Annotated in this window: 21 protein-coding genes; 13 read left to right on the top strand and 8 right to left on the bottom strand. The window is 64.1% G+C overall.

Translation table 11 applies throughout. The features are described from left to right. Positions 1–55: 55 nt before the first annotated feature. Genes R5R73_RS03780 through R5R73_RS03770 form a run of 3 tightly spaced genes read right to left on the bottom strand, consistent with a single transcriptional unit; the run spans position 56 to position 3,351 of the window. On the bottom strand, positions 56–1,570 hold the full coding sequence (locus R5R73_RS03780; protein WP_322528831.1) for an alpha-N-arabinofuranosidase: 1,515 nt from the start codon (positions 1,568–1,570) through the stop codon (positions 56–58). A 21-nt stretch (positions 1,571–1,591) separates the two neighbouring features. Next, complete coding sequence (locus R5R73_RS03775) at positions 1,592–2,998, bottom strand: MFS transporter (RefSeq protein WP_322528830.1); 1,407 nt, start codon at positions 2,996–2,998, stop codon at positions 1,592–1,594. A 17-nt stretch (positions 2,999–3,015) separates the two neighbouring features. Next, on the bottom strand, positions 3,016–3,351 hold the full coding sequence (locus R5R73_RS03770; RefSeq protein ID WP_322528829.1) for a hypothetical protein: 336 nt from the start codon (positions 3,349–3,351) through the stop codon (positions 3,016–3,018). Between R5R73_RS03770 and R5R73_RS03765 the strand changes: the two genes are divergently transcribed. From R5R73_RS03765 to R5R73_RS03745, 5 genes are all read left to right on the top strand, one after another. Continuing rightward, on the top strand, positions 3,350–4,255 hold the full coding sequence (locus tag R5R73_RS03765) for a transporter substrate-binding domain-containing protein (RefSeq protein ID WP_322528828.1): 906 nt from the start codon (positions 3,350–3,352) through the stop codon (positions 4,253–4,255). The genes R5R73_RS03770 and R5R73_RS03765 overlap by 2 nt on opposite strands. An 86-nt stretch (positions 4,256–4,341) precedes the next feature. After that, positions 4,342–4,983, top strand: a complete 642-nt coding sequence (locus tag R5R73_RS03760) for an amino acid ABC transporter permease (protein ID WP_322528827.1) — start codon at positions 4,342–4,344, stop codon at positions 4,981–4,983. 23 nt (positions 4,984–5,006) lie between these two features. Continuing rightward, positions 5,007–5,672, top strand: coding sequence for an amino acid ABC transporter permease (locus tag R5R73_RS03755; protein WP_087717557.1), 666 nt, complete (start codon positions 5,007–5,009; stop codon positions 5,670–5,672). Positions 5,673–5,778: 106 nt separating this feature from the next. Further along, positions 5,779–6,546 carry an amino acid ABC transporter ATP-binding protein gene (locus tag R5R73_RS03750; RefSeq protein WP_087717810.1) on the top strand — a complete coding sequence of 256 codons (768 nt, stop codon included), beginning with the start codon at positions 5,779–5,781 and terminating at the stop codon, positions 6,544–6,546. 96 nt (positions 6,547–6,642) lie between these two features. Then, positions 6,643–7,599, top strand: coding sequence for a D-2-hydroxyacid dehydrogenase family protein (locus tag R5R73_RS03745; protein WP_322528826.1), 957 nt, complete (start codon positions 6,643–6,645; stop codon positions 7,597–7,599). A gap of 92 nt (positions 7,600–7,691) precedes the next feature. Here the strand turns inward: R5R73_RS03745 and R5R73_RS03740 are convergent, their stop codons facing one another. Both R5R73_RS03740 and R5R73_RS03735 read right to left on the bottom strand, forming a co-directional pair. Next, positions 7,692–8,381, bottom strand: a complete 690-nt coding sequence (locus R5R73_RS03740; RefSeq protein ID WP_322528825.1) for a glutathione binding-like protein — start codon at positions 8,379–8,381, stop codon at positions 7,692–7,694. 108 nt (positions 8,382–8,489) lie between these two features. Continuing rightward, positions 8,490–9,200 carry a glutathione S-transferase N-terminal domain-containing protein gene (locus R5R73_RS03735; protein WP_087717555.1) on the bottom strand — a complete coding sequence of 237 codons (711 nt, stop codon included), beginning with the start codon at positions 9,198–9,200 and terminating at the stop codon, positions 8,490–8,492. A 454-nt stretch (positions 9,201–9,654) separates the two neighbouring features. Between R5R73_RS03735 and R5R73_RS03730 the strand changes: the two genes are divergently transcribed. The 5 genes from R5R73_RS03730 (at position 9,655) to R5R73_RS03710 (ending at position 16,287) form a co-directional block, all read left to right on the top strand. Continuing rightward, on the top strand, positions 9,655–11,352 hold the full coding sequence (locus tag R5R73_RS03730; RefSeq protein WP_322528824.1) for an L-lactate permease: 1,698 nt from the start codon (positions 9,655–9,657) through the stop codon (positions 11,350–11,352). A gap of 213 nt (positions 11,353–11,565) precedes the next feature. Continuing rightward, complete coding sequence (gene glcD / locus R5R73_RS03725) at positions 11,566–13,065, top strand: glycolate oxidase subunit GlcD (protein WP_087717553.1); 1,500 nt, start codon at positions 11,566–11,568, stop codon at positions 13,063–13,065. Between the two features lie 191 nt (positions 13,066–13,256). Beyond that, entirely contained in the window at positions 13,257–14,432 is a 1,176-nt protein-coding gene (gene glcE, locus R5R73_RS03720) for a glycolate oxidase subunit GlcE (protein ID WP_322528823.1), read from the top strand. A 77-nt stretch (positions 14,433–14,509) separates the two neighbouring features. Next, positions 14,510–15,832 carry a glycolate oxidase subunit GlcF gene (glcF, locus tag R5R73_RS03715; protein ID WP_322528822.1) on the top strand — a complete coding sequence of 441 codons (1,323 nt, stop codon included), beginning with the start codon at positions 14,510–14,512 and terminating at the stop codon, positions 15,830–15,832. 53 nt (positions 15,833–15,885) lie between these two features. Then, entirely contained in the window at positions 15,886–16,287 is a 402-nt protein-coding gene (locus R5R73_RS03710) for a GlcG/HbpS family heme-binding protein (protein WP_071231691.1), read from the top strand. On the opposite strand, the gene rluF is transcribed toward R5R73_RS03710, so the two are convergent. Further along, positions 16,284–17,354, bottom strand: a complete 1,071-nt coding sequence (gene rluF, locus R5R73_RS03705) for a 23S rRNA pseudouridine(2604) synthase RluF (RefSeq protein WP_322528821.1) — start codon at positions 17,352–17,354, stop codon at positions 16,284–16,286. The two genes, R5R73_RS03710 and rluF, sit on opposite strands and share 4 nt — an antisense overlap. A gap of 380 nt (positions 17,355–17,734) precedes the next feature. On the opposite strand from rluF, the gene R5R73_RS03700 reads away from it, so the two are divergent. After that, positions 17,735–18,727, top strand: coding sequence for a tripartite tricarboxylate transporter substrate binding protein (locus R5R73_RS03700; RefSeq protein WP_322528820.1), 993 nt, complete (start codon positions 17,735–17,737; stop codon positions 18,725–18,727). 125 nt (positions 18,728–18,852) lie between these two features. On the opposite strand, the gene R5R73_RS03695 is transcribed toward R5R73_RS03700, so the two are convergent. After that, positions 18,853–19,518 carry an IclR family transcriptional regulator gene (locus R5R73_RS03695; RefSeq protein WP_071231688.1) on the bottom strand — a complete coding sequence of 222 codons (666 nt, stop codon included), beginning with the start codon at positions 19,516–19,518 and terminating at the stop codon, positions 18,853–18,855. A 216-nt stretch (positions 19,519–19,734) separates the two neighbouring features. Between R5R73_RS03695 and R5R73_RS03690 the strand changes: the two genes are divergently transcribed. Next, positions 19,735–20,895, top strand: coding sequence for a CoA transferase (locus R5R73_RS03690; RefSeq protein ID WP_322528819.1), 1,161 nt, complete (start codon positions 19,735–19,737; stop codon positions 20,893–20,895). Positions 20,896–20,906: 11 nt separating this feature from the next. Next, complete coding sequence (locus R5R73_RS03685; protein ID WP_322528818.1) at positions 20,907–21,740, top strand: citryl-CoA lyase; 834 nt, start codon at positions 20,907–20,909, stop codon at positions 21,738–21,740. 40 nt (positions 21,741–21,780) lie between these two features. Here the strand turns inward: R5R73_RS03685 and R5R73_RS03680 are convergent, their stop codons facing one another. Then, complete coding sequence (locus R5R73_RS03680; RefSeq protein WP_322528817.1) at positions 21,781–23,544, bottom strand: NADPH-dependent assimilatory sulfite reductase hemoprotein subunit; 1,764 nt, start codon at positions 23,542–23,544, stop codon at positions 21,781–21,783. Positions 23,545–23,688 lie beyond the last annotated feature (144 nt).

Raw genomic sequence — 23,688 nt, 5'->3', positions numbered from 1 at the left:
TCTGCTCTGTGCCGGCGCGCAAGATGGCAGCGATGTCCGCGATTTTCGATACGTCTTACCCGGCCACTTCCAGACGCACCATGTGATAACTCAGCGCTGCGACCTTGCCCTCGAGTGCCGTGCCATCGACGGTGAGCCCTTGGCCGGGCGCGGGCCGAATATGCTCGGGCTGCTCGGCGCTATTGGCAGCCTTCATGTCGGGATAGTCGATGCTCTGATGGTCCACGATCCGGCAGGACGTGAAACCGCCCAGGTCGATAGCGAGCTCGAGCGAATCGCTGGGGTGGCGGTTGACGATGAACATCGTGATGGCCTCGTGCGCCTCGTCGTGCACGGCGGAAACGTCGAGATAGGGGACATCGCCGAGCTCATCCACCGGATAGGTCGGGCTTTCGATGGCCAGTCGCAGGGCCTTGCCACGGCCGAAGCGGGAAGCGAAATAGAGCGGATAAAAGATCGTCTGGCGCCAGGCGCCGCCATCTCTTTCGGTCATGATCGGGGCGATGACGTTGACCAGTTGAGCGATGCAGGCGATGCGCACGCGGTCGGAACGGCGGATGAAGGTGTTGAGCACGCAACCAACCAGCAACGCGTCCTCGACGTTGTAGGCGTCTTCGAGGATCGCCGGCGCGAAAGGCCAGTCGTTGCCCTGCAGGATGCGCTTGTCGCGCTCGGTGCTGTGATACCAGACATTCCATTCGTCGAAGCAGATGTGCACGTCCTTTTGGGAGCGCTTCTTAGCCTTAATGTAGTCGATCACGCCGGCGATCGAGCCGATGTAGCGGTCGAGCTTTTCGCTGAGCGCCAGGTAGCCGCCCAGGTCGTCGGCGTAGTTGGTGAAGTACATGTGCAGCGAGATGTAGTCGACTGTCTCGTAACAGTGGTCGAGCACTGTGGCTTCCCACTCGGGGTAGCTGGCCATGTCGGGGTTGGAGGAGCCGCAGGCGACCAGTTCGAGGCTGCTGTCGTAGGCTTTCAGGGCCTTGCCGGTCTCATTCGCGAGATGCCCGTATTCATCGGCGTTCTTGTGGCCGACCTGCCAGGGGCCATCCATCTCGTTACCCAGGCACCACAGCTTGACGTTCCACGGCGTCTCGCGGCCATTGCGAATCCGCAGGTCGCTCCAGGCGCTGCCTTCGGGGTGGTTGACGTATTCGAGGAAATTGCGGGCGGCGTCGATACCGCGTGAGCCGAGATTGACCGCCAGCATCATGTCGATGCCGGCCAGCTCGCACCAGTCGGCGAACTCGTGAATGCCTATCTGGTTGGACTCGCGACTATGCCAGGCCAGGTCGAGGCGTACCGGGCGCTCCTCGCGCGGGCCTATACCATCCTCCCAGTTGTAGGCGGAGACGAAGTTGCCGCCCGGATAGCGCACGATGGGCGGCGCGAGCTCCTTGACCATGCCCAGCACGTCGCGACGGAAACCGTTGTCATCCGCCTCGGGGTGGCCGGGCTCGTAGATGCCGCTATAGATGGCCCGGCCCATGTGCTCGAGGAAGGCGCCGTAGAGGCGGTCGTCGATCTCGCTGATGACGAAGTCGCGATGCAGGGTGACGCGGGTGTGCATGATGATCTCCTTGGCTTGAAGTCAGGAAAAGGCGGAGCCCGTGGCCGGGGACGTCTGGGCGTCAATATCGTCGACGTCGTTGTCGCGCTTGCGGATATCCAGATCACGGCGAATGGCATCCATGGTGCGGTCGTCGAGACCGAAGAGCCAGATGGCGACGGCCAGCACGGCGCTGATGGCGGCGGGTATCAATGTCAGCAGCAGGCTGATGGCGTTAAGGGCGTCGGCGCTTTGCTGCTCAACGCCGGCTTGGTATCCCCCCCAGGAGAGCAGGTAGCCGATCATCCCTCCGGAAAAAGCGAGGCCAAGCTTAAGAAAGAACAGATTGCCAGCAAAGGAAACCCCGGTATTGCGGGTGCCGGTTTTCCATTCACCGTAGTCTTCGGCATCCGCCATCAGTGCCCAGGAGATCGGCGTACCGATGCCATGCAAGAAATTGACGATCACGAACAACATCGTCGCCAGCAGAACCCAACTGCCAGGTACTAGATAGAGCATCACTGAGGCCAGAATCAGGGCGCAGGTGCTTGCCAGAAAAACGTTGCGCTTACTGATGCGGTTGCTGCACCAGCTTGAAATGGCGGTGCCCGCGATCTTTCCGACGACTCCGGACGTCACGAACACGGAAATGCCGGTAGCCCCCAAGCCCAATACGTAGGTGGCGAAGTAGATCGCCGCACCCTGACGCAGGAAGAACTGCAATGCCTGCAGGAAGGTGATGCCAAGGATGATCCGCCATTTCTCGTTCTTGGCTAACGCCTTGAGCGTTGTCATCAGATGTTCCTGCTGCTTGGAGGGCGGCTGGATGCGTTCTCTGACCGTGGAGAAGCAGAAGCCGAACATGGCGAGTGCGATCACGGACATGATCGCCATGGTGTACTGAAAGCCCTGGGCCTCGTCGCCACCGCCGAGCAGTTCGACCAGCGGCATCAGGCTACTGTTGAGAATCAGGTAGGCCACGCCAACCAGGATGAAGCGCCAGGACTGAAACGATACCCGCTCGCGGTGATCGTCGGTGATCACACCGCCCAGCGCGCAGTAGGGAATGTTCACCGCCGTGTAGAGGAGCGACATCGCGAAATAGGTGGCGAAGGCGTAGCCAATCTTGGCGGACTCCGACCATTCGGGGGTGGTGAACATCAGCACACAGGAGGCGGCCAGGGGCACGGGGATAAACAGTATGTAGGGGCGGAATCGGCCCCAGCGGCTGCGTGTCCGGTCGGCCAGTGCGCCCATGAGCGGGTCGGTGATGGCATCCACGAAGCGCATGGAAATGAAGATGGTACCCACGATGGCCGGCGAGATGCCGTAGACATCGGTATAGAAATAGGAGAGATACATGACCACGGCGGCAAAGGTCATGTTGTTGCCGGCATCTCCCATGCCGAAACCAATCTTCTCGATCACGCTGAGCTTGGCATTACGCATCGCGGGCCCCCGGAGGTTTATTTTTCCTTGAGCCTGCGAAGCGTAGGATCCGCATAGCTATTATCGCTAATATATGTATTTCTTGTTTTTGATATCAAAAGAGTTATGAAGAGTCGACAGCGCAGGCCACGACAAACACTTTTGCATGTAATACGACCAAAGGCGGGCGACGAAAGTGCGCCCTCGCTGACAGATTCGATGCTCAAGGCGCTCGACTGACTGGCAGGCGACGGCGGCGATCTGGCCAGCCAATGCCTGGCAACTGGCTCTATAGCAACCGCTTCGGGATTCTTTAGGGTGGGGTCACGGTACGCAATCACCACCGCCAACAACAACGAGAGGGTGTATTCCATGATGCGCTTCCCGACCCGTAAACCGAACGCCTTCCACCTGCCCAGCCTCGCCGCCAAGGCCATGGCCGGTACGCTGGTGGCGCTGTCGTTGTCGACCCTGTCGCTTGCGACGTTCGCCGCCGACCTGCCCGAGATCGAAAGCCGCGGCTACCTGAGCGTGGCCACCGAGGACAACTACGCGCCGTTCAACTTCATCGAGGACGGCAACGCCAAGGGCTTCAACACCGACATGCTCGAGGAGCTGCGCAACTACGCCGACTTCGAGATCCGCCAGGACATTCTGCCCTGGACCGGCCTGCTGGCGGCCGTCTCCACCGGCCAGTACGACATGGCGCTGACCGGCGCGTCGGTCTCCGATGAGCGCCTGCGGGTGTTCAACTACACCCCGCCCTACGCCTCCGCCCAGCACTTCGCCATCAAGCGCGCCGACGACGACAGCATCAGCGATGTCGACGATCTCAGTGGCAAGAGGATAGGCGTTCAGGCGGGCAGCGTGCTGCTGTCGCGGCTGCCGGAACTGAAGAAGATGCTCGAGGACGACGGCGGCGAACTGGGCGAGGTGGTGCAGTACGAATCCTACCCGGAAGCCTTCGCCGACCTGGCCAACGGGCGTCTCGACTTCGTCATCGATTCCGCCGTGCCGGTCAATACCCTGGTCGCCTCCAAGCCGGACGTCTTCGCCAAGGGCCCGGCGGTGTCCGGTGCCGGTTACGTCTCCTGGCCGATCCCCAAATCGAGCCCGGAACTGCTCGCCTACATGACGAAATTCCTCGAACACATGAAAGAGACCGGCCGCCTGGCCGAGCTGCAGGAGAAGTGGTTCGGCGAGAGCTTCCCCGATCTGCCCGACGAACCGTTGGAGAGCGTCGAGCAGTTCCACGAGCTGGCCGGCCTGAGCGACTGATACCGGCCCCCTGACGTCCCGAATCGGTAGCGGCGTCGCGACTCCCTCGCGACGCCTCCCCGCCCTCCTGCTTCTGGGGTCCGCCTATGAACGCCAGTGCCTGGCAAATGCTGCTGGAAGGCGCCTGGACGACCGTCTGGATCTCCGGCGTCTCGATCGTCCTGGGGGTGACGGCCGGCCTGATCCTGGCCCTGATCCGCATCGCCCGAATTCCTGTCGTCGACCAGATCCTGGTCCTCTACATCAGCCTCGCCCGCGCCACGCCGCTGGTCACCCTGGCGCTGTTCATCTTCCTCAGCGCCCCGACCTTCGGACTCAACCTCGACCGCAACGTTGCCGGCATTCTGGCGCTGACGCTCAACACCACGGCGTTCAACGCCGAGATCTGGCGCAGCGCCTTCCGCAACTTCTCCCGCGAACAGCGCGAAGCGGCCATGGCCGCCGGCATGACGCCGTGGGTCACCTTCCGGCGCATCATGCTGCCGCAGATGATGATCACGAGCCTCCCCGGCCTGATCAACGAGATGTCGTTTCTGATCAAGGGCAGCCCGGCGATCGCGGTGATCGGCATCGTCGACCTGACCCGCGTCACCAACCGCATCTCCGCGGTGACCTACGAACCCCTGCCACCGATCCTCGTCGCCTGCGCGCTCTACATGGCAGCGATCGGTTGTCTGGTCTGGCTGCAGCGGCTGGCCGAACGCCGCGCCAACCGGCTGGCCACGTGAGAAAAGGACGGTGAGGAAGCGTCATGAGTAACTGGGAAATTCTGTGGAGCGCCCGCGATCAGTTCTGGAGCGGATTCCTGAGCACGATGGAGATCTTCGGCCTGTCGGTCAGCGCCGCGTTCGTGATCGGCTGCGGGATGCTCTATCTGCTGGAGGGCAGCCGACCCCGCCTGACCGTGCCGCTGCGGGTGTTCATCGACGGCATGCGGATGCTGCCGTTTCTGATCCTGGCCTATCTGCTCTACTACGGCCTGCCGGCGTTCGATATTCGTCTCGATGCCTGGTGGTCCGGCGTCGGGGCACTGGCGGTCTACCACGGCTGCTACTTCGCCGAGATATTCCGCGGCGCGCGACTGACCTTTCCGCCCGGTCAGGTCGAAGCCGCCAAGGCCCACGGCTTCACCAAGGGCAAGATGTTCTTCCGCCTGATTCTGCCCCAGATCGTGATGCAGACCCGGCCGCTGCTGGGCAATCAGTTGATCTATGCACTCAAGGACACCGCCTTCCTGGTGATCATCACCGTGCGCGAGCTGACCGCCGCCGCCAACAGCCTGTCGGGCACCTATTTCATTCCCACCGAGGCCTTCATCGTGGTCATCGGCTTCTATTGGGCGGTCAGCGTGGTCATGGAAATCATCATCAAGCAATGTGGCCGCTTCAGCGCCAAACGGGGATTCGACCATGTTTGAGAAAAACACGTCCGAGAAAGCCGTGTCCGAGACGACCACCACCGATAAGACCGATTCCGAGAAAGCCGGGGCCGAGAAAGCCATGCCTGAAATCTCCGCCTCCCGGATGACCGCCCCCGAGCAGATCGCGGTGTCGATCCGCCATCTCTCGAAAAGCTTCGATGGCGTCGAGGTCCTGCGCGACGTGGATCTGGAGGTGCGCGAGGGCGACGTGGTGACGATCCTGGGCTCGTCCGGCTCCGGCAAGTCGACACTGCTGCGTTGCATCAACTGGCTGGAGCAGCCCGACCGCGGCAGCATCCATATCGGCGGCCAGCGCATCGGCGTCAACGATGCCGGTCGGCCGATGCCGGTGCGCGAGCTGGCCAGGGTACGCGCTCGCACCGGCATGGTGTTCCAGAGCTTCAACCTGTGGCCGCATCTCAACGTGCTGCACAACGTCACCGAAGCGCCGATCCACGTGCTCGGCAAATCGAAGGCCGAGGCCGAAGCCCACGCGCGGGAGCTGCTGGAGAAGGTGGGCATGTCGCCCAAGGCCGATGCCTACCCCAATACGCTCTCCGGCGGCCAGAAGCAGCGCGTGGCGATCGCCCGGGCGCTGGCCATGCAACCGCAGGTGATGCTGTTCGACGAGCCGACATCGGCGCTGGACCCGGAGCTCGTCGGCGAGGTGCTGTCGGTGATCAAGGATCTCTCCGCCGAGGGTTACACCATGGTCATCGTCACCCACGAGATGGCCTTCGCCCGCGCCGTCTCCGATCAGGTGGTGTTTCTGGAGAAGGGGTTGATCATCGAAAAGGCCGATCCGGAGACCTTCTTCACCAACCCCAGTACCGAGCGGGTACGCAAGTTCCTGGAACGGGAAGAGAGTTGAACCGGAGACCGGCAACCGAAGACGGTGAAAGCGACTCGACAGCCGATGGCGAAAGTGCCAACAATGCGACAACGCCATCATTTCGAGGGAGCTGTCATGTCGATAACGGTTACGGTCTTGGACGACTATCAGGGATGCTGTGCCTTTCTCGACGCCGTCCATGAACTCGACGGCAGCGACGTGCGCCTGGACATCGAACATCAGCATCTCGACGACGACGCCCTGCCCGCCCGATTGGCGGATAGCGATGCGATCATCCTGATCCGCGAGCGCACGTCCTTGACCCGCGAACTGCTGATGCAGTTGCCGCGGCTCAAGCTGGTGGTCCAGACCGGGCGCCTCTCCTCGGCCATCGATATCGACGCCTGCGAGGAGCTGGGTATCGCCGTGCGCGATGGCGGCGGCTCTCCGATCGCGCCGGCGGAACTCACCTGGCTGTTGATCATGGCGGGCTGCCGCCGTCTGGGCGGCTATCTCGCCCGACAGGCCGAGGGCGACTGGCAGCGCACCAACGAGCGCCTGGAAGCGGAGTCGCTGGGCCATGCCGTTCACGGGCGCACGCTGGGGATCTGGGGACTGGGTAAGATCGGCAGCCGGGTCGCCGGCTATGCCCAGGCATTCGGCATGGAGGTCGTCGCGCACGGAAGAGAGGGCAGCGCCGGTCGCGCCTTCGAGCTGGGCGTGGCGTTCGAGCCCGATCGTCACACCTTCCTCGCCCGCTGCGACGTGGTCAGCCTGCATCTCAAGCTCAACGGCGACACCCGCGGCATGATCACCCCGGCGGATCTGGCGGCGATGCGCGCCGATGCCCTGCTGGTCAACACCAGCCGTGCCGAGCTGATCCGCCCCGGCGCCCTGCTCGACGCCCTAGATGCCGGCCGCCCCGGCGCGGCGGCGCTGGACGTGTTCGAGAACGAGCCCGAGGGCGCCAGCGCTTACCAGGCCCACCCCCGCGTGCTGGCGACACCGCATATCGGCTTCGTCGAGAAAGACACCTACGAGCTCTACTTTTCCACCGCCTTCCGCCAGGTTCGGGAGTTTTTCGCCGCCTAGAACGCAAAACGACAACCCCGGCCGAAGCCGGCGTTGTCGTAGACGTAGACATAGACGTAAACGTTGCCAAACCTGGCGTTACGGCCCTGGCGCTACTGCCGCCCGAACAGGTGCTTGCGCGCCTCGTCGGTCATTTCCACGTTGTTCTGCGGGTTGATCTCCTCGGCCTTCTCGTAGGCGCGAATGACCGCTTCGCGCGCGCCGACCCGCTCGAACCAGCGCTGCAGGCTAGGATAATCCTCCAGATCCTGGCCCTGCTTCTCGTAGGGCTTGATCCACGGCCAGATCGCCATGTCGGCGATGGAGTAGTCGTCGCCGGCGACGAAGTCGTTGTCATCGAGCTGCTTGTCGAGCACGCGATAGAGCCGCGCCGTCTCGTTGATATAGCGCTCGATGGCGTAATCGATTTTCTTCGGCGCGTAGTTGCGGAAATGATGGTTCTGACCCGCCATCGGCCCCAGCCCGCCCATCTGCCAATAGAGCCACTGCAGTACGCGATAGCGCTGGCGCCCGCTCTTGGGCAGAAACTTGCCGCTCTTGTCGGCGAGATATTCGAGAATCGCACCGGACTCGAACAGCGACAGCGGCTGGCCGCCGTCGGCCGGGGCGCGATCGACGATCGCGGGGATGCGGTTGTTGGGGGCGATCTCGAGAAACTCGGGCGTGAACTGCTCGCCCTTGCCGATATTGACCGGATGAATCCGGTAGTCGAGCCCCGCTTCCTCGAGAAAAAGCGTGATCTTGTGACCGTTGGGGGTCGTCCAGTAGTAGAGATCGATCATCACAGGCTCCTGTCGTGACGACCGGCGGTAAGCCGGATGCTGTCAGGATAGGCCTTGCGCCGGGCGACGTCTCGCTCGACATCGCCCGGCACTCGACAAAAGCGGCGCTCAGTCGGCGAACGCCCCTTCGATATCGACGATCCGCGTCGCCTCGCGACCGACACCGCCATGCAGGTCCAGCATGCGCTGGAACCAGGCGTAGACCGGGTCGGCGTTGGAAATCAGATCGGCAGCGGAGGTGACCCGCGCCCACATGAATGCGCCCACGACCAGGTAATCGGAAGCTCCGGCCTCGTCGCCTTCCAGGAACGGCGACTCTTCCAGCCGCCCGCGCATCGGCTCCAGTGCCTTGTCGAGCATCGACAGCCCCTGGCTCGGCGAATGCATCTCCTCGAGGGTGCGGCCGAACGCCTTTTCGCGGGTCGTGCGGAAATACTCGCGGTCATCGGGATGCACGGCGTTGAACACGTCCATCAGGATGGTGCGCATGATGCCCGGCGCCAACGAACGCTCGGCGTAGAACTTGAAGAAGCGCGCCCGCGCCTCGGCCACGCCGTCCCCCAGCAGCGGCTTGTCCGGATAGACGCGATCGAGATAGCGGAAGATCTCGTAGCTATCGACCACCGTCTCGTCGCCGTCCACCAGCACTGGCACTTTCGATTGGTCGGAGAAGGCGAGCGCCTCCTTGTCGGTGAACTTCCACGGGACGAATTCGCAATCGAGCCCTTTATGCGCCAGCGCAAACTTGACCCGCCAGCAGTAGGGAGAGAATCGCAGACGCTCGTCGCGCCCGCACAGATCGAACATCTTGCGGCCCATGTCACACTCCTCGTCAGATTCGGTTGTCACTGCCCAGGTCCGAGCAGCATGTCCAAGGGAAGATAAGCCGTCAAACCCGATGAATGCGCGCCCCCTTCGTTTTCTCCTCCTTCCACACCACTATCGCCGCTCGCCTCCGGGCAGGCGGCGATGTCCATTAGTCGCAGCGCAACGCCGCCCGTCCGCCGATTTCATCCTGCCAACGACTGGATAAACCCTTTGCATTCAGCAACTTGAAATACAGTTTCGATCCTCTGCCTGCAATGGTAATACCAATTAACCACGATTGGCAGTGACACGTTCTATGGTTATCTTCCGATTCAATCGCCGCGGGCCGGGTATCGGAGGAGGCCGATATCCCGTTGGACAGGCGATAGACAGGCGCCATCGCCACCCAGCGACGGCCACCCTGGCGACAACCGACGCTGATAATAATGACTCAGGGGCTTTCGATATGGATCAAACGCTTCTTTCGTTGCTTGCCTTCCTGCCACTGGTGCTGGCGGGGGTTCTGCTGATCGGCTTCCGCATGGCGGCGCGCACGGCGATGCCGATCGTATTCGTCGTCGCGGTACTGATCGCACTGCTCGCCTGGGACATGACCGGCACCCGCGTGCTGGCTTCCACGCTGCAGGGGTTGATCATGACCGTCTCGCTGTTGTGGATCATCTTCGGCGCCATCCTGCTACTCAACACGCTGAAGCACTCGGGCGGCATCATGGCGATCCGCAACGGCTTCTCCGACATCAGCCCGGACCGCCGCGTCCAGGCGCTGATCGTCGCCTGGCTGTTCGGCTGCTTCATCGAGGGTGCCTCGGGCTTCGGCACCCCCGCCGCCGTGGCCGCCCCGCTGATGGTGGCGCTGGGCTTCCCGGCGCTGGCAGCCGTGGTGGTCGGGATGATGCTGCAGTCGACGCCGGTCTCGTTCGGCGCCGTGGGCACGCCGATCGTGGTCGGTGTCACCGGTGGCGTGAACCAGTCGGCGATCACCGAGCAGCTCACCGCCAACGGCTCGACCTGGGAAACCTATTTCCGCCTGATCACTTCCGAAGTCGTCATCACCCACGGCATCATCGGCGTGTTCATGCCGCTGATCCTGGTCATCGTGATGGTGCGCTTCTTCGGCGAGAACCGCTCCTGGAGCGAGGGGCTGTCGATCACGCCGTTCGCGCTGTTCGTCGGCGTCAGCTTCGTGGTGCCCTCGATGCTGGTCGGCGTCTTCCTGGGGCCGGAATTCCCGTCGCTGCTGGGCGGCCTGATCGGGCTGGCGATCGTGGTGCCGGCGGCGCGCAAGGGCTTCCTGCTGCCCAAGGACACCTGGGATTTTCCGGAACGTTCGAAATGGCCGGAAGAGTGGCTGGGCAAGATCGAAATCAAGGTCGACGACGTGGCCGGCCGCGCGCCGATGTCTACCCTGCGTGGCTGGATGCCCTACGTCATCGTCGCCATCCTGCTGGTAATCTCGCGCACCGTGCCTTCGGTCAAGGCGGCGCTGTCATCGATCAGCACCGGCTGGAGCAACATTCTCGGCGAGGCGGGTGTCTCCGGTAGCGTCGAATGGCTCTATCTACCCGGCGGCATCATCCTGATCGCGGTGATCTGCACGATCTTCCTGCATCGTATGCGCGCCCCGCAGGTGAAGGCTGCCTTCGTGGAGTCCTCCAAGACCATCTTCGGTGCCGGCTTCGTGCTGCTGTTCACAATCCCGATGGTGCGAATCCTGATCAACTCCGGCGTCAACGAGTCCGATCTGGTCTCGATGCCAGTCGCCATGGCGCAACTGGTCGCCGACGGCGTGGGCCAGATCTACCCGCTGTTCGCCCCGGCGGTCGGTGCGCTCGGCGCCTTCATCGCCGGCTCCAACACCGTCTCCAACCTGATGCTGTCGGCCTTCCAGTTCAACGTGGCCGAAGTGCTGGGCGTCTCCACCGCGATGATGGTTGCGCTGCAGGCCGTGGGCGCTGCCGCAGGCAACATGATCGCGATCCACAACGTGGTGGCGGCCTCGGCTACCGTCGGCCTGCTCGGCCGGGAAGGCACGACGCTGCGCAAGACGATCCTGCCGACGCTCTACTACTGCCTGTTCGCCGGCATCATCGGCCTGCTGGCGTTCTACGTCTTCGGCCTTGCCGACCCGCTCATGGGCGGATGACGAAACAGACGACAGAACGATCGCGACGCCCGGCCATGGCCGGGCGTCGCGTTAACGCACCGCTTTGGTCTGACCATTTTCCAACTCGTTGGGCTTTTGGCTAATAGCCGACGCCGACGACCTTCCACAGAATGACCCATCGGTAATCGTGGAAAGCGCTTCCACAAATCGATTCCTGAACCGTACCTGACCGGCCAGCGCCGAGGAGATGCCATGGAACTGCTTTACGACGAGCGCATCGACGGCGAGATCGCCGATGTCGACAAGTCGGCGCTGATGGCGGCGATCCTGGCGGTCGCCCCCCAGTTGACCCTGCTCGATCGCGAAGAGGACCTGCGCCCGTTCGAATGCGACGGGCTGTCGGCCTATCGCGTGCTGCCGATGCTGGTCGCCATGCCCGCGACGCTGGCCGAGGTCGAGGCGCTGATGCGGGTCTGCTACGAGCATGCCGTGCCCGTGGTGACGCGTGGCGCCGGTACCGGCCTCTCCGGCGGTGCGCTGCCGCTGGAAAAAGGCGTGCTGCTGGTGATGTCGCGCTTCAACAAGATCCTGAGCGTCGATGCCGACGCACGCATCGCCCGCGTCCAGCCCGGCGTCCGTAATCTGGCGATCAGCGAGGCGGCAGCCCCTTATGGTCTTTACTACGCGCCAGACCCCTCGTCGCAGATCGCCTGCTCGATCGGCGGCAACGTCGCCGAGAACGCCGGCGGCGTCCACTGCCTGAAATACGGCCTCACCGTCCACAACGTGCTGAGCGTAGATATCGTCACCATCGAAGGCGAGCGCATGACGCTGGGCGGCGAGTCGCTGGACACGCCGGGCTACGACCTGCTGGCGCTGTTCATGGGCTCGGAGGGCATGCTGGGCGTGATCACCGAAGTCACGGTGCGACTGCTGCCCAAGCCGGAAGTCGCCAAAGTGCTGATGGCCTGCTTCGACGACGTCGAGCTGGCCGGCAAGGCGGTGGGCGACATCATCGCTGCCGGCTGCATTCCCGGCGGCCTCGAGATGATGGACAACCTGGCGATTCGTGCCGCCGAAGACTTCATTCACGCCGGCTACCCCGTCGAGGCCCAGGCGATCCTGCTGTGCGAGCTCGATGGCGTCGAAGCCGACGTGCAGGCCGACTGCGAGCGGGTTCGCGATCTGCTGGAAGCGGCCGGCGCCACGCAGATACAGCTCGCCCGCGACGACGCCGAGCGCCAGCTTTTCTGGGCCGGGCGCAAGGCCGCCTTCCCTGCCGTGGGCCGAATGTCGCCGGACTACTACTGCATCGACGGCACCATCCCGCGGCGTGAACTGCCACGCGTGCTCAAGGGCATCAACGACCTTTCCGCGCATTATGGGCTGCGGGTGGCCAACGTCTTTCACGCCGGCGATGGCAACCTGCATCCGCTGATCCTGTTCGACGCCAATCAGCCGGGCGAACTCGAGGCCACGGAGGCGCTCGGCGGCAAGATCCTCGAGCTGTGCGTCGAAGCGGGCGGCAGCATCACCGGCGAGCACGGCGTCGGCCGCGAGAAGCTCAACCAGATGTGTACCCAGTTCGCCGCCGACGAGATCACCCTGTTCCACGCGGTGAAGTCCGCCTTCGACGAGCGCCGGCTACTCAACCCCGGCAAGAACATCCCGACGCTGGCGCGGTGCGCGGAGTTCGGCGCCATGCATGTCCACCACGGTGAGCTGCCGCACCCAGAGCTGCCCCGGTTCTAAGGAAATGCTGAATAAATCGGCGAGCAGGATGAAGCGCAAGGCGCACGGAGCGCAGGAACCGGAGCCTATGGGGTAGGGGTATAGGTGAGGATTCCGACCGGGCTGGCGCTCCAGCACCGCGCAACGTAGCGATTCGCCTGCGCAGACATTTATGCAGTGTTTCCCTAACGGTCAAGGGCAAGGAGACATTTATGACCCACCTGCAGGACCAGCAGCCGGCCTATACCGCGCCGGGCGAAGCCGGGCCCGATGCCCCCGTCGCACCGGCCACCGGCAGCGACGACAGCGAAGCGCTCTGCGAACAGGTCACACGGGCCCACGCCGAGCGGGCCACGCTGCGTATCGTCGGCGGCGACACCAAGGCGTTCTACGGCCGCCGTGTCGATACTACCCAATCGCTTTCCACCACCGGCCATCATGGTATCGTCCACTACGATCCGGTGGAGCTGGTCGCCACCGCGCGCGCCGGCACCCGGCTGCGCGATCTCGAACGGGCGCTCGCCGACAACGGCCAGCGCCTCGCCTTCGAACCGCCCTACTTCGGCGATGATGCCACCGTCGGCGGCATGGTTGCCGCCGGGCTTTCCGGCCCCCGGCGCCCGTGGGTGGGCGCGGTACGCGATTTCGTGCTTGGCGTGCGCGTCATCACTTCCGAGGGCAAGCTGCTGCGCTTCGGCGGCGAGGTGATGAAGAACGTCGCCGGCTACGACCTTTCCCGCTTGATGGTCGGCGCCCAGGGCACGCTCGGCGTGCTGACCGAGGTCTCGTTCAAGGTCCTCCCACTGCCTCAGGCAAGCGCCTGCCTGCGACTCGAACTGCCACTGCCCGACGCGCTCGACCGGCTGGCAGCGTGGGGGCGCGAGCCGCTGCCGATCACTGGCGCCGCCCACGATGGCAAGGCGCTGCACATACGCCTCGAAGGCGGCGAAGGCTCGGTGTCGGCCACGCGCCAACGCCTCGGCGGCGAATTGGACGAGCCCCTGTTCTGGTCGCAGCTGCGAGAGCTGCGCCTGCCCTTCTTCGACGGCGCTTTCGCCAACGCGGCCGACAGGACGCTATGGCGTCTGTCGTTGCCGGCGCTCGCCCGCACGCCGGCACTCGACGGCGACTGGCTCATCGACTGGGGCGGTGCCCAACGCTGGCTGCAAAGCCCGACGGGAAGCGGCGCGGAGGGGCACCACGACATCGCCATCCGCGAGGCAGCCATCGCGGCCGGCGGCCATGCCACGCGCATCACGCCGGTCGACGACGAGAATTCGCCTTTCACCCCGTTGCCGCCGGTGCTGGCCAAGTATCACCGCCAGCTCAAGCAGCGGCTCGACCCGCAGGGGATCTTCAATCCCGGCCGGCTCTACGCCGACTGGTAGGCCGTTTTACGCCAACTGGCGAGTCCGTTCCACGCCAGGATCGGGCCGTTCATGCGCCAACGTGGCAAGGAGTCATCATGCAGACCCATTTTTCCGAAGCCGCCCGCACCAAGCCGCATATTCTCGAGGCCGACCGCATTCTGCGCACCTGCGTGCATTGCGGCTTCTGCAACGCCACCTGCCCGACCTATCAGCTACTGGGCGACGAGCGCGATGGCCCTCGCGGGCGCATCTACCTGATGAAGGAATTGCTGGAGAGCGACGAGGGCGACGAGCAGATCACCCAGGAGACCCAGCTGCACCTCGACCGCTGCCTGAGCTGCCGCAGTTGCGAAACGACCTGCCCTTCCGGCGTCGAATATCACAAGCTGCTGGATATCGGCCGCGCCGAAGTCGACCGCCGGGTCGGACGCCGGCCCAGCGAGCGCGCCATGCGTCTGGGGCTGCGCACGGCTCTGGTCGAGCCCGGACGCTTCAAGGCGTTGCTGGCCCTGGGTCAGACTTTTCGTCCACTGGTGCCGCACGACCTGCGCGACAAGATCCCCGCACGCGTGCCGCATCGCCAGCACCGCCCGGACCCCGCCCGACACACCCGCCAGATGCTGATTCTGGAAGGCTGTGTCCAGCCCGGGCTGGCGCCCAATACCAACGATGCCGCCGCCCGGGTGCTCGACCGGCTGGGGATTGGTATCAGATCGGCTCGGGAAGCGGGCTGTTGCGGCGCCATCGATTTTCATCTCAATGCCCAGCAGGCCGGCCGCGAGCGCATGCGCGCCAATATCGATGCCTGGTGGCCCCTGATCGAAGGCGTGGACGAAAGCGGGGGCGAGAGCGGGAAAGCCGGGGTGGAAGCGATCGTCCAGACCGCCAGCGGCTGCGGCGCCTTCGTCAAGGAGTATGGCGAGATGCTGGCCGACGATCCCGAGTATGCCGTCAAGGCCAAGCGCGTCAGCGAGCTGGCCAAGGATCTGGTCGAGATTCTGCGGGAGGAAGACCTCGAAGCGCTGGGCGCGGCTCATTCATCAGCGCGCCTGGCATTTCACTGCCCTTGCACGCTGCAACATGCGCAGAAGCTGGGGGGCGCCGTCGAAAGCGTGCTCACGCGGCTGGGATTCTCGCTCGCGCCGGTTCAGGACGCGCACCTCTGCTGCGGCTCCGCCGGCACCTACTCGATCACCCAGCCGACGCTGGCCAAGCGCCTGCGTGACAACAAGATGGATGCACTGGAAGCCCAGTCGCCGGATACCATCGTTACCGCCAACATCGGCTGTCAGAGCCATCTCAACGGTGCCGGGCGTACGTCGGTACGCCACTGGATCGAGCTGGTGGACGAACTACTGGCAACCGCGGAAACCGACCCGAGCGCGATTCCCCCTCGGCAAGCTGGCGCGAGGAATTGAAGCGCCTCCCATCATGAACATGCATCATCTTCTTTTTCGACAGGAGCACGACCATGCAGACCAAAGCCTCACTCGAACTCAACGACGTCAACGCCATTCTGGATGCCGCGCAGACCGAAGCCGAAGCGCAGGGCTGGGCGGTCACCATCGCCGTCGCCGATGATGGCGGCCATCTGCTCGGCCTGCGTCGGATGAACGGTGCCGCACCGTTCAGTGCCGGCGTCGCCACCGAGAAGGCGCGCAACGCGGCGATCGGCCGCAAGGAGACCCAGGTCTTCGAGGAGATGATCAACAATGGCCGCACCGCCTTCGTGACCGCGCCAATGACCGCGCTGCTCTCCGGCGGTGTCCCGGTCATCCACGACGGTCACGTGATCGGCAGTGTCGGCGTCTCCGGCGTCAAACCGGACCAGGACGTGCAAGTCGCGAAAGCCGGCGTAAAAGCCATCGGTTAACGCTTCCTGGGCGGGCCGCCCTTCCCCCGGTTCGCGGGCTTGCCGCCACGACCCTTGCCCGGAGGCTTGGCGCCCGTCTTTCCCCTGGCGTCGGGCTTGCCGCCATTGGCCGCCCGCGCCTTGGATCGAGGTTTCCCGCCGGTACTGTTTTTCGGGCCGGTCTTCGGGCCGGAAGACGCCTTCCCGCCGGCTGCCTTCCTGCCGTTCGACGTCGACTTGCCCGCCGCCTTGCCCACCTTGGTCTTGGCGCCGGACCGGGTCGACGGCTGGCCTCTGCCGGCAGGCGTTCTTGCCTTGCCGGCGTTCGAGCGCGAGCGGGGCTTGGCGGCCGGCTTCTCCGGCGCGCCGTCGGACTGCGCCGTCAGAGCGACGAGGGTATCGATCTCTTTTGGCGTCAGGTCCCGCCAGTCACCCAGCGCCAAACCCTTGAGCGAGACGTTCATGATCCGGGTACGAATCAGTTGGGTGACGTCGTAGCCGAAGTATTCGCACATGCGTCGTATCTGGCGATTGAGCCCCTGCACCAGCGTGATGGTGAACACGAACGTCGATTCCCTGCGCACCTGGCAGCGCTTGGTCATCTGGCCAAGGATCGGCACGCCGTTCTGCATGCCTTCGACGAATTCGTCGGTGATCGGCTTGTCGACCGTCACCCGATACTCTTTTTCGTGGTGATTGTTGGCGCGCAGAATCTTGTTGACCAGATCGCCGTTGTTGGTCAGAAAGATCAGCCCCTGCGAATCCTTGTCGAGCCGGCCGATCGGGAAAATGCGCGCCCCGTGTTTCACGAACTCGACGATATTGTCCTTCTCGCTGGATTCGGTCGTGCTGACGATCCCCACCGGCTTGTTCAGCGCGATCAGGATCAGATCTTCCTCTTCCTGAGGCTCGATCTCCTGGCCGTTGACCTTGACCCGATCCCCCGCCACCACCTGATCCCCCGTGGTGGCCCGGCGGCCGTTGATCCACACGTTGCCCTGCTCCACGAAGCGATCGGCTTCGCGGCGAGAACACATCCCGCTTTCGCTGATGTACTTGTTGATGCGGGTAGATTTGCGTAACGACATAAAGGACCGTCTAGCCAAATAAGAATGGGCCGGCATCTCGCCAGCGCTGCCGAGCGGTACCGGCCCGTGGAACCGGAAACGACGCATCCGGATAGTTTGACGCCTCTTCCCCGGAGTGGAAACCGGTCATTCCCGAAAGGCGACGGGCAGGCGAGGAAAGTCGAGCCGATAGCCAACCGAATCTTGCCCTCCTGTCTTCCTTACCCTGCCACGCCCAACCCTGCGGCTTCATGCCGATAAAGTTCTACCAGAGAGAATATAGTAACCCCTGGCAATATCCTTTAGTCGCAATTCGGCGTCTGGCAATTGACCCCGACGCACAGACGGTTTTAATTTCCTTCATCGAAACAGGTTCTACAAAAGAGAATAACGGAGACGCCATGAAATCGTTGTCCTTGAAACCAGCCGCGCTCTGTGTCGCGCTCACGCTGGCGGCACTGCCTCTGGTGACGCAAGCGGCCGGCCCGAGCGGCAAGATCGACTGTATCGCCCCCGCCAACCCCGGCGGCGGCTGGGATTTCACCTGCCGCAGCGTGGGCCAGGTACTGAGTGAAATCGGTGCCATCGATGGCAGCGTCCAGACCACCAACATGCCGGGCGCCAGCGGTGGCGTCGCGTTCTCCCACGTCGTCACCAAGCGGGCCGGTCAGAATGACGTCATCGTCTCGGCGTCAACATCGACCACCACTCGCCTGGCCCAGCATCAGTTTCCGGGCCTGAACGCCGACATGGTCAACTGGGCGGGCACGGTCGGTGCCGACTACGGCGTGATCGCAGTGAGCAAGGACTCGCCCTATCAGAGCCTCGAGGAACTCCTCGACGCAATGGAGGAAAACCCCTCCAGCGTGAGTTTCGCCGGCGGCAGTGCCAGTGGCGGCTGGGATCATCTCAAGGTGCTGATGATGGCGCGGGCCGACGGCATCAAGGCGCTGAACAAGATCAAGTACCTGCCGTTCGACGGCGGTGGCGAGGCGATGACCCAGGTCGTCGGCGGCCATATCGACGCCTTCTCCGGCGACGCCTCCGAGACGCTGGGCTTCGTCGAATCCGGTGATCTCCGTATTCTCGCCGTTCTTGCCGACGGGCGACTGCCCGGCGCGCTCAGCGACTTCCCCACCGCCAAGGAGCAGGGCGTGGATGTCGAAGGCATCAACTGGCGCGGTTTCTACCTGCCGCCGAAGCTCTCCGAAGAGGACGTGGCCTGGTGGGAAGACGCGCTGCACCAGGTTTACGAAAGCCAGGAGTGGAAGGACGTCATGCAGCAGAACGGGCTGATCCCGTTCGATCGCAGCGGAGCAGAATTCAAGGCGTACGTGGAGCAGCAGATCGCCGATATCGAGGATATCTCCAAGGAAGTGGGCCTGATCCAGTAGGCTTGTTGGCCGCCAGGAAAGCCAACCGCGCCGGACGACTCGCTCAAGAGCCGCCCGGCGCGTTCGTTCCGTTTTGACGATCGTTCCGTTTTGGCGACTGGACTCGATGACTCCAGGCGGCGGTGTCAGGCAGTGCGCAGCGAACGCGGCCACTGCCGCTCGAGGCGCGGCGCGTACTGCGTCAGCAGAGGCACGTGACGATCCTTCGCCGCCTGGTTGAATCTCTCGCTGGGCCCGGACAGCGCCAGCGCCCCCATCAACTCGCCCTCGCCGTTGTAGATGCCGATGGCCGCCGCCGACAGGCCGGCCTGTCGCTCTCCGCTCGATACCGCTACCTGGCCTCGAGGCGTCTCGTAATTGAGCACCCGACCAGCCGCGCCGCGTCCCAGAGGCAGCCTGACGCCCTCCTCCAGGTGATGGCGCACTTCCAGCCGCCCGTTCTCGCGCAGACGGCAGATCCGGTGGTCACCGTCGCGCACATAGAAGGAGGCGGTCTCCTCGCTGGCATCGCGCAGCGACTCCAGGATCGGCCTTACCAGATTCTCGAGTTGCGGCCCCTCGCCCGCCAGCGGCGCCAGGCGCGACACCGCCGGCCCGATCCGATAGATACCCCGCTCGTCACGGGTGACATACCCGAAGTGTTCCAGCGAGGCCATCAGCCGCAGGATGGTGCTCTTGTAGAACCCTGTCGCATTGGCCAGTTCGGTCAACGAAAACTCGCGCCGCTCCTGGGAGAACGCTTCGAGTAGGGTCAGCGCTCGCTCGACGGCTTCGACACGCCGCTGGGCCATAGGACGCTCCTTGGTTTCTGGTGATCGTAGTTTGGATTACTGGATAGCCTGGATTACTGGACAGTCTGGATTACTGGACAGTCTGGATTACTGGCTAGTTTGGATTACTGGTGCAGCTTGGACTAATGGCGAATGTTGCGACAGGCAAAACGGTATTGCAACTCACCCCGGCGAACAATATTCTCTCTAAAAGAATCGGTTTCATTAGGAGGAATGATGTCGTCGCCATTGACCGGTTACCGGGTACTCGATCTGACCAATGTGCTGGCCGGGCCGTTCTGCTGCCACCAGCTTGCCCATCTCGGCGCCGAGGTGATCAAGGTCGAACGCCCCCAGGGAGGCGATCTCGCTCGCCAGCTCGGCGCGGACCCTGACCTGAACCGCGAGCTGATGGGCGTTTCCTTTCTCGCCCAGAATGCCGGCAAGCGCTCGGTGGCGCTGGATCTCAAGCAGCCGGACGACCGCGATGCCTTTCTCGAACTGGTCGCGACCGCCGATGTCGTGGTGGAGAACTTCCGCCCCGGCGTCATGGAGCGCCTCGGGCTCGGTTTCGAGACGTTGCGCCAGGCCAATCCCGAGCTGGTCTACTGCGCGATTTCCGGCTTCGGCCAGGACGGCCCGCTGGCGAAATATCCGGCCTACGACCAGATCATTCAGGGCATGGCGGGCGTGATGAGCATCACCGGCGCGCCGGAAAACGCGCCCTATCGGGTCGGCTATCCGCTGGCCGATACCGTCGGCGGCCTGACCGCAGCGATGGCGATCAACGCGGCTCTGGCCGAACGGCCGCGCAAGGCGCATTTCGTCGACATCTCGATGCTCGAATCCGTGCTCGCCACCATGGGCTGGGCGGTATCCAACCTGCTCGTCGCCGGCAAGCCGCCGCAGCCGCTGGGCAACGACAACGTCACCGCCAGCCCGTCCGGCACCTTCGCGACCGCAGATGGCCTGATCAACATCGCCGCCAACAAGCAGGAGCAGTTCGAGGCGATCTGCCACCTGCTCGAACATCCGGAATGGCTGGCCGACGCCCGCTTCGCCCAGCGCCAGTCGCGACTGGACAATCGCCGGGCACTGAGCGACTGCATCGAAGCGGTATTGAAGCGGGAAACGACCGAATACTGGTGGCCAAGGCTGGTCGAAGCCGGCATTCCGGCCGGCCCTGTCTACAGCGTCGCCGAAGCGCTGGCACACCCGCAGGTTCGCGATCGAGGGCTGATCGAACGTTTCGAGACCTCCCCGATCGGTCGGCCGCTGGAAGTGGTCAGCGGCGGCTATCGCTTCGACGGCCAGGCGCCCCGCGTCGCTTCCCCCCCACCGCGCCTGGGTCAGGACAACGCCACCTTGTTACCGGCGCACGCCGCCAACGACGAATAATGGAGAACCCCATGACCGACACTCACGCGCCCAACTACCAGGCCCAGCAATGGTGGAAGACCGACATCATCGACATGCGCCCCGGCGAGATCCGCTATCGCGGCTATCCCATCGAGGAGCTGATCGGCAACGTCGGGTTCGCCGACATGGTGTGGCTGATGACCCGTGGCGAACTGCCCACCCGGCCGCAATCCACCCTGCTGGAAGCGGCACTGATGAGCGCCGTCGACCACGGCCCCCAGGCACCGAGCATCGCCATCGCACGGATGGCGGTGACCTGCGGCAGCAGCCTCAACAACGCCATGGCCTCCGCCGTCAACGTGCTCGATGACGTTCACGGCGGCGCCGGCGAGCAGGCCGTCGAACTGTACCGTTCGATTCAGGAACGCCAGGCCGGCGGAGCGGATCTGGCAACCGCCGTTCAGGAAGGCATCGCCGAATGGCAGCGCAGCCGGACGAAGATCATTCCCGGCTTCGGCCATCGCTTCCACCCCGTCGATCCTCGCGGGCCGCGTCTGCTGCAACTGGTGGAAGAAGCCGCCGGACGCGGCGAGGTCGAAGGCGGCTTCGTCGCCATCGCCCGTGAGGTCGAGCGTCAGCTGATCGCCATGAAAGGCAAGCCGATCCCGCTCAACATCGATGGCGCCACCGCCGTGATCTACGCCGAACTGGGCTTCCCCGCCCCGCTGGCACGCGGCCTGTTCTGTCTCTCGCGCTCGGTCGGCATTCTCGCCCACGCCTGGGAGCAGCAGTGCCAGGGCGGCCGCAACAAGGGCCCGATGCCCAAGGGCTGGCTATGGCCCTACGGCGGCCCGGCCAAGCGTCCGGTACCGGAGCGGGCGTAGCCACACGTAGCCATATTACCCACTCCCCGCTCGGGAGCGCTCAGACCTCGTGAAACTCGCGTCCGGCCTTGGTCTCTGCAATGACTCCCGTGCGAATCACGAAGTCGCCGAAGGGCTCGCCGTCTTCGCGCTCGGCGGCGTAGCGCTGGATCAGCGGTGTCAGTGCCTCGAGGATGGTCGCCTCATTGATGTTCTCGCGGTAGAGCTTGTTCAGTCGTTGGCCGCTGAAGCCGCCGCCGAGGTAGAGGTTGTAGTGCCCCGGTGCCTTGCCGACGAAGCCGATCTCGGCGAGATACGGCCGCGCGCAGCCGTTGGGACAGCCGGTCATCCGCACGATGATGGCATCGTCGGCGAGCCCCGCTTCGCGCATCACGGCTTCCAGCTTGTCGATCAGCGAGGGCAGATAGCGCTCGCTTTCCGCCATCGCCAGCCCGCAGGTCGGGAATGCCACGCAGGCCATGGCGTTGCGGCGTAGCGGCGAGGTCTCCGCGACCAGCCGGTGGCGATCCAGCAGCGCGTCGATGGCTTCGCGGCGGGACTCGTCGACCTGGGTGATGATCACGTTCTGGTTGGTGGTGAGCACCAGATCGCCGTCGTGCTGCTCGGCGATCTCCCTCAGGCCGGTTCGCAGCTGCGGGCCATCCGGGAAGTCGGCGAGGCGCCCGTTCTGAACGAACAGGCCATAATGCCAGCGGCCGTCGTCTCCCTGCACCCAGCCCAGCCGATCGCCGTTGCTGTCGAAGTGGTACTCGCGCGCCGGCGCCAACGGCTCGCCCAGATGCTGTTCCACCTCGGCCTTGAACGCGTCGAGTCCCATCTCCTCGACGGTATATTTCAAGCGTGCCTGCTTGCGGTCGCGGCGATTGCCGTTGTCGCGCTGCACCAGCATGATCGCTTCCGCCACGGCGGGCACCGCTTCCGGCGTGCAGTAGCCGATGGGATCGGAAAGCCGCGGGAAGGTCGCCGGCTCGCCATGAGTCATGCCCATGCCGCCGCCGATGCAGACGGTAAAGCCGTGAAGCTCTCCGTCGACCACATCGGCGATGAAACCGACGTCATGGGCGAACAGATCGACATCGTTCTCCGGCGGAATCGCCAGCGCCACCTTGAACTTGCGCGGCAAATAATGGCGGGTATAGAGCGGCTCCTTGGGATCGAGCGGCGGCGAATCACTCTCTGCCGCCGCATCCGTGCGCTCCTCGGCGCCGCCCGCCACGCGCTCCTCGCCCAGAAAAATCTCGTGATAGGCCCGGGTGCGAGGTAAAAGGCGAGCGCTGATCTCGTGGCTCAGCTCGTAGACCCGGCGGTGTATTGCCGAGCGGTGCGGGTTGGCGGTACAGATCACGTTGCGATTGACGTCGCCACAGGCGGCGATGGTGTCCACCATGGCCTGATGGATCGTCTGCAGGTGCGGGCGCAGGTTCTCCTTGAGCACGCCGTGATACTGGAACGTCTGGCGGGTCGTGATCCGCAGCGTGCCGTTGGCGTAGCGTGAAGCGACGTCATCGAGAGTCCGCCACTGCTCGGGCGTGACCAACCCGCCGGGCAGGCGCAACCGCACCATGAAGCTGTAGAGCGGTTCGAGCTTCTGATGCCGGCGCTCGTCGCGCAGGTCGCGGTCGTCCTGCTGGTAGAAGCCGTGAAACTTGGTCAGCTGGGTATCGTCCTCGGCAACGGCGCCAGTGGCGCGATCCGCCAGCCCTTCCTCGAGCGTGCCCCGCAGGTAATCGCTTTCCACCTTGAGCCGCTCGTTGGGATGCAGCTCATCCCAGTGTACGTCACGCAGTTTGGCGATGATGTCCATGTCGGCCTCCTCTACTGGAGCTAGATGTCGTATCTATTTGAACGTCGTACCGCAATCGCCAGAAAACTGATCGAACGAAGGCCAGACTAGGCAAAAATCGGCACTCATGCGGAGTTAACGTGGTTGTCAATGAGCATCGAGGGC

Source organism: Salinicola sp. LHM (assembly GCF_034479735.1).
Classification (GTDB): domain Bacteria; phylum Pseudomonadota; class Gammaproteobacteria; order Pseudomonadales; family Halomonadaceae; genus Salinicola; species Salinicola salarius.
The sequence above is the reverse complement of the archived record's forward strand: the minus strand, read 5'-3'. Positions and strand labels throughout refer to the sequence as shown.

What these genes read in the sequence shown, in the direction of transcription:
- R5R73_RS03680 (WP_322528817.1), bottom strand. Translation starts at nt 23,544, where the DNA reads ATGGACATCATCGCCAAACTGCGTGACGTACACTGGGATGAGCTGCAT.
- glcE (WP_322528823.1), top strand. Translation starts at nt 13,257, where the DNA reads ATGACCCACCTGCAGGACCAGCAGCCGGCCTATACCGCGCCGGGCGAA.
- R5R73_RS03745 (WP_322528826.1), top strand. Translation starts at nt 6,643, where the DNA reads ATGTCGATAACGGTTACGGTCTTGGACGACTATCAGGGATGCTGTGCC.
- R5R73_RS03780 (WP_322528831.1), bottom strand. Translation starts at nt 1,570, where the DNA reads ATGCACACCCGCGTCACCCTGCATCGCGACTTCGTCATCAGCGAGATC.
- R5R73_RS03740 (WP_322528825.1), bottom strand. Translation starts at nt 8,381, where the DNA reads ATGATCGATCTCTACTACTGGACGACCCCCAACGGTCACAAGATCACG.
- R5R73_RS03710 (WP_071231691.1), top strand. Translation starts at nt 15,886, where the DNA reads ATGCAGACCAAAGCCTCACTCGAACTCAACGACGTCAACGCCATTCTG.
- R5R73_RS03730 (WP_322528824.1), top strand. Translation starts at nt 9,655, where the DNA reads ATGGATCAAACGCTTCTTTCGTTGCTTGCCTTCCTGCCACTGGTGCTG.
- R5R73_RS03765 (WP_322528828.1), top strand. Translation starts at nt 3,350, where the DNA reads ATGATGCGCTTCCCGACCCGTAAACCGAACGCCTTCCACCTGCCCAGC.
- R5R73_RS03735 (WP_087717555.1), bottom strand. Translation starts at nt 9,200, where the DNA reads ATGGGCCGCAAGATGTTCGATCTGTGCGGGCGCGACGAGCGTCTGCGA.
- rluF (WP_322528821.1), bottom strand. Translation starts at nt 17,354, where the DNA reads ATGTCGTTACGCAAATCTACCCGCATCAACAAGTACATCAGCGAAAGC.
- R5R73_RS03760 (WP_322528827.1), top strand. Translation starts at nt 4,342, where the DNA reads ATGAACGCCAGTGCCTGGCAAATGCTGCTGGAAGGCGCCTGGACGACC.
- glcF (WP_322528822.1), top strand. Translation starts at nt 14,510, where the DNA reads ATGCAGACCCATTTTTCCGAAGCCGCCCGCACCAAGCCGCATATTCTC.
- R5R73_RS03685 (WP_322528818.1), top strand. Translation starts at nt 20,907, where the DNA reads ATGACCGACACTCACGCGCCCAACTACCAGGCCCAGCAATGGTGGAAG.
- glcD (WP_087717553.1), top strand. Translation starts at nt 11,566, where the DNA reads ATGGAACTGCTTTACGACGAGCGCATCGACGGCGAGATCGCCGATGTC.
- R5R73_RS03755 (WP_087717557.1), top strand. Translation starts at nt 5,007, where the DNA reads ATGAGTAACTGGGAAATTCTGTGGAGCGCCCGCGATCAGTTCTGGAGC.
- R5R73_RS03775 (WP_322528830.1), bottom strand. Translation starts at nt 2,998, where the DNA reads ATGCGTAATGCCAAGCTCAGCGTGATCGAGAAGATTGGTTTCGGCATG.
- R5R73_RS03690 (WP_322528819.1), top strand. Translation starts at nt 19,735, where the DNA reads ATGTCGTCGCCATTGACCGGTTACCGGGTACTCGATCTGACCAATGTG.
- R5R73_RS03770 (WP_322528829.1), bottom strand. Translation starts at nt 3,351, where the DNA reads ATGGAATACACCCTCTCGTTGTTGTTGGCGGTGGTGATTGCGTACCGT.
- R5R73_RS03700 (WP_322528820.1), top strand. Translation starts at nt 17,735, where the DNA reads ATGAAATCGTTGTCCTTGAAACCAGCCGCGCTCTGTGTCGCGCTCACG.
- R5R73_RS03695 (WP_071231688.1), bottom strand. Translation starts at nt 19,518, where the DNA reads ATGGCCCAGCGGCGTGTCGAAGCCGTCGAGCGAGCGCTGACCCTACTC.
- R5R73_RS03750 (WP_087717810.1), top strand. Translation starts at nt 5,779, where the DNA reads ATGACCGCCCCCGAGCAGATCGCGGTGTCGATCCGCCATCTCTCGAAA.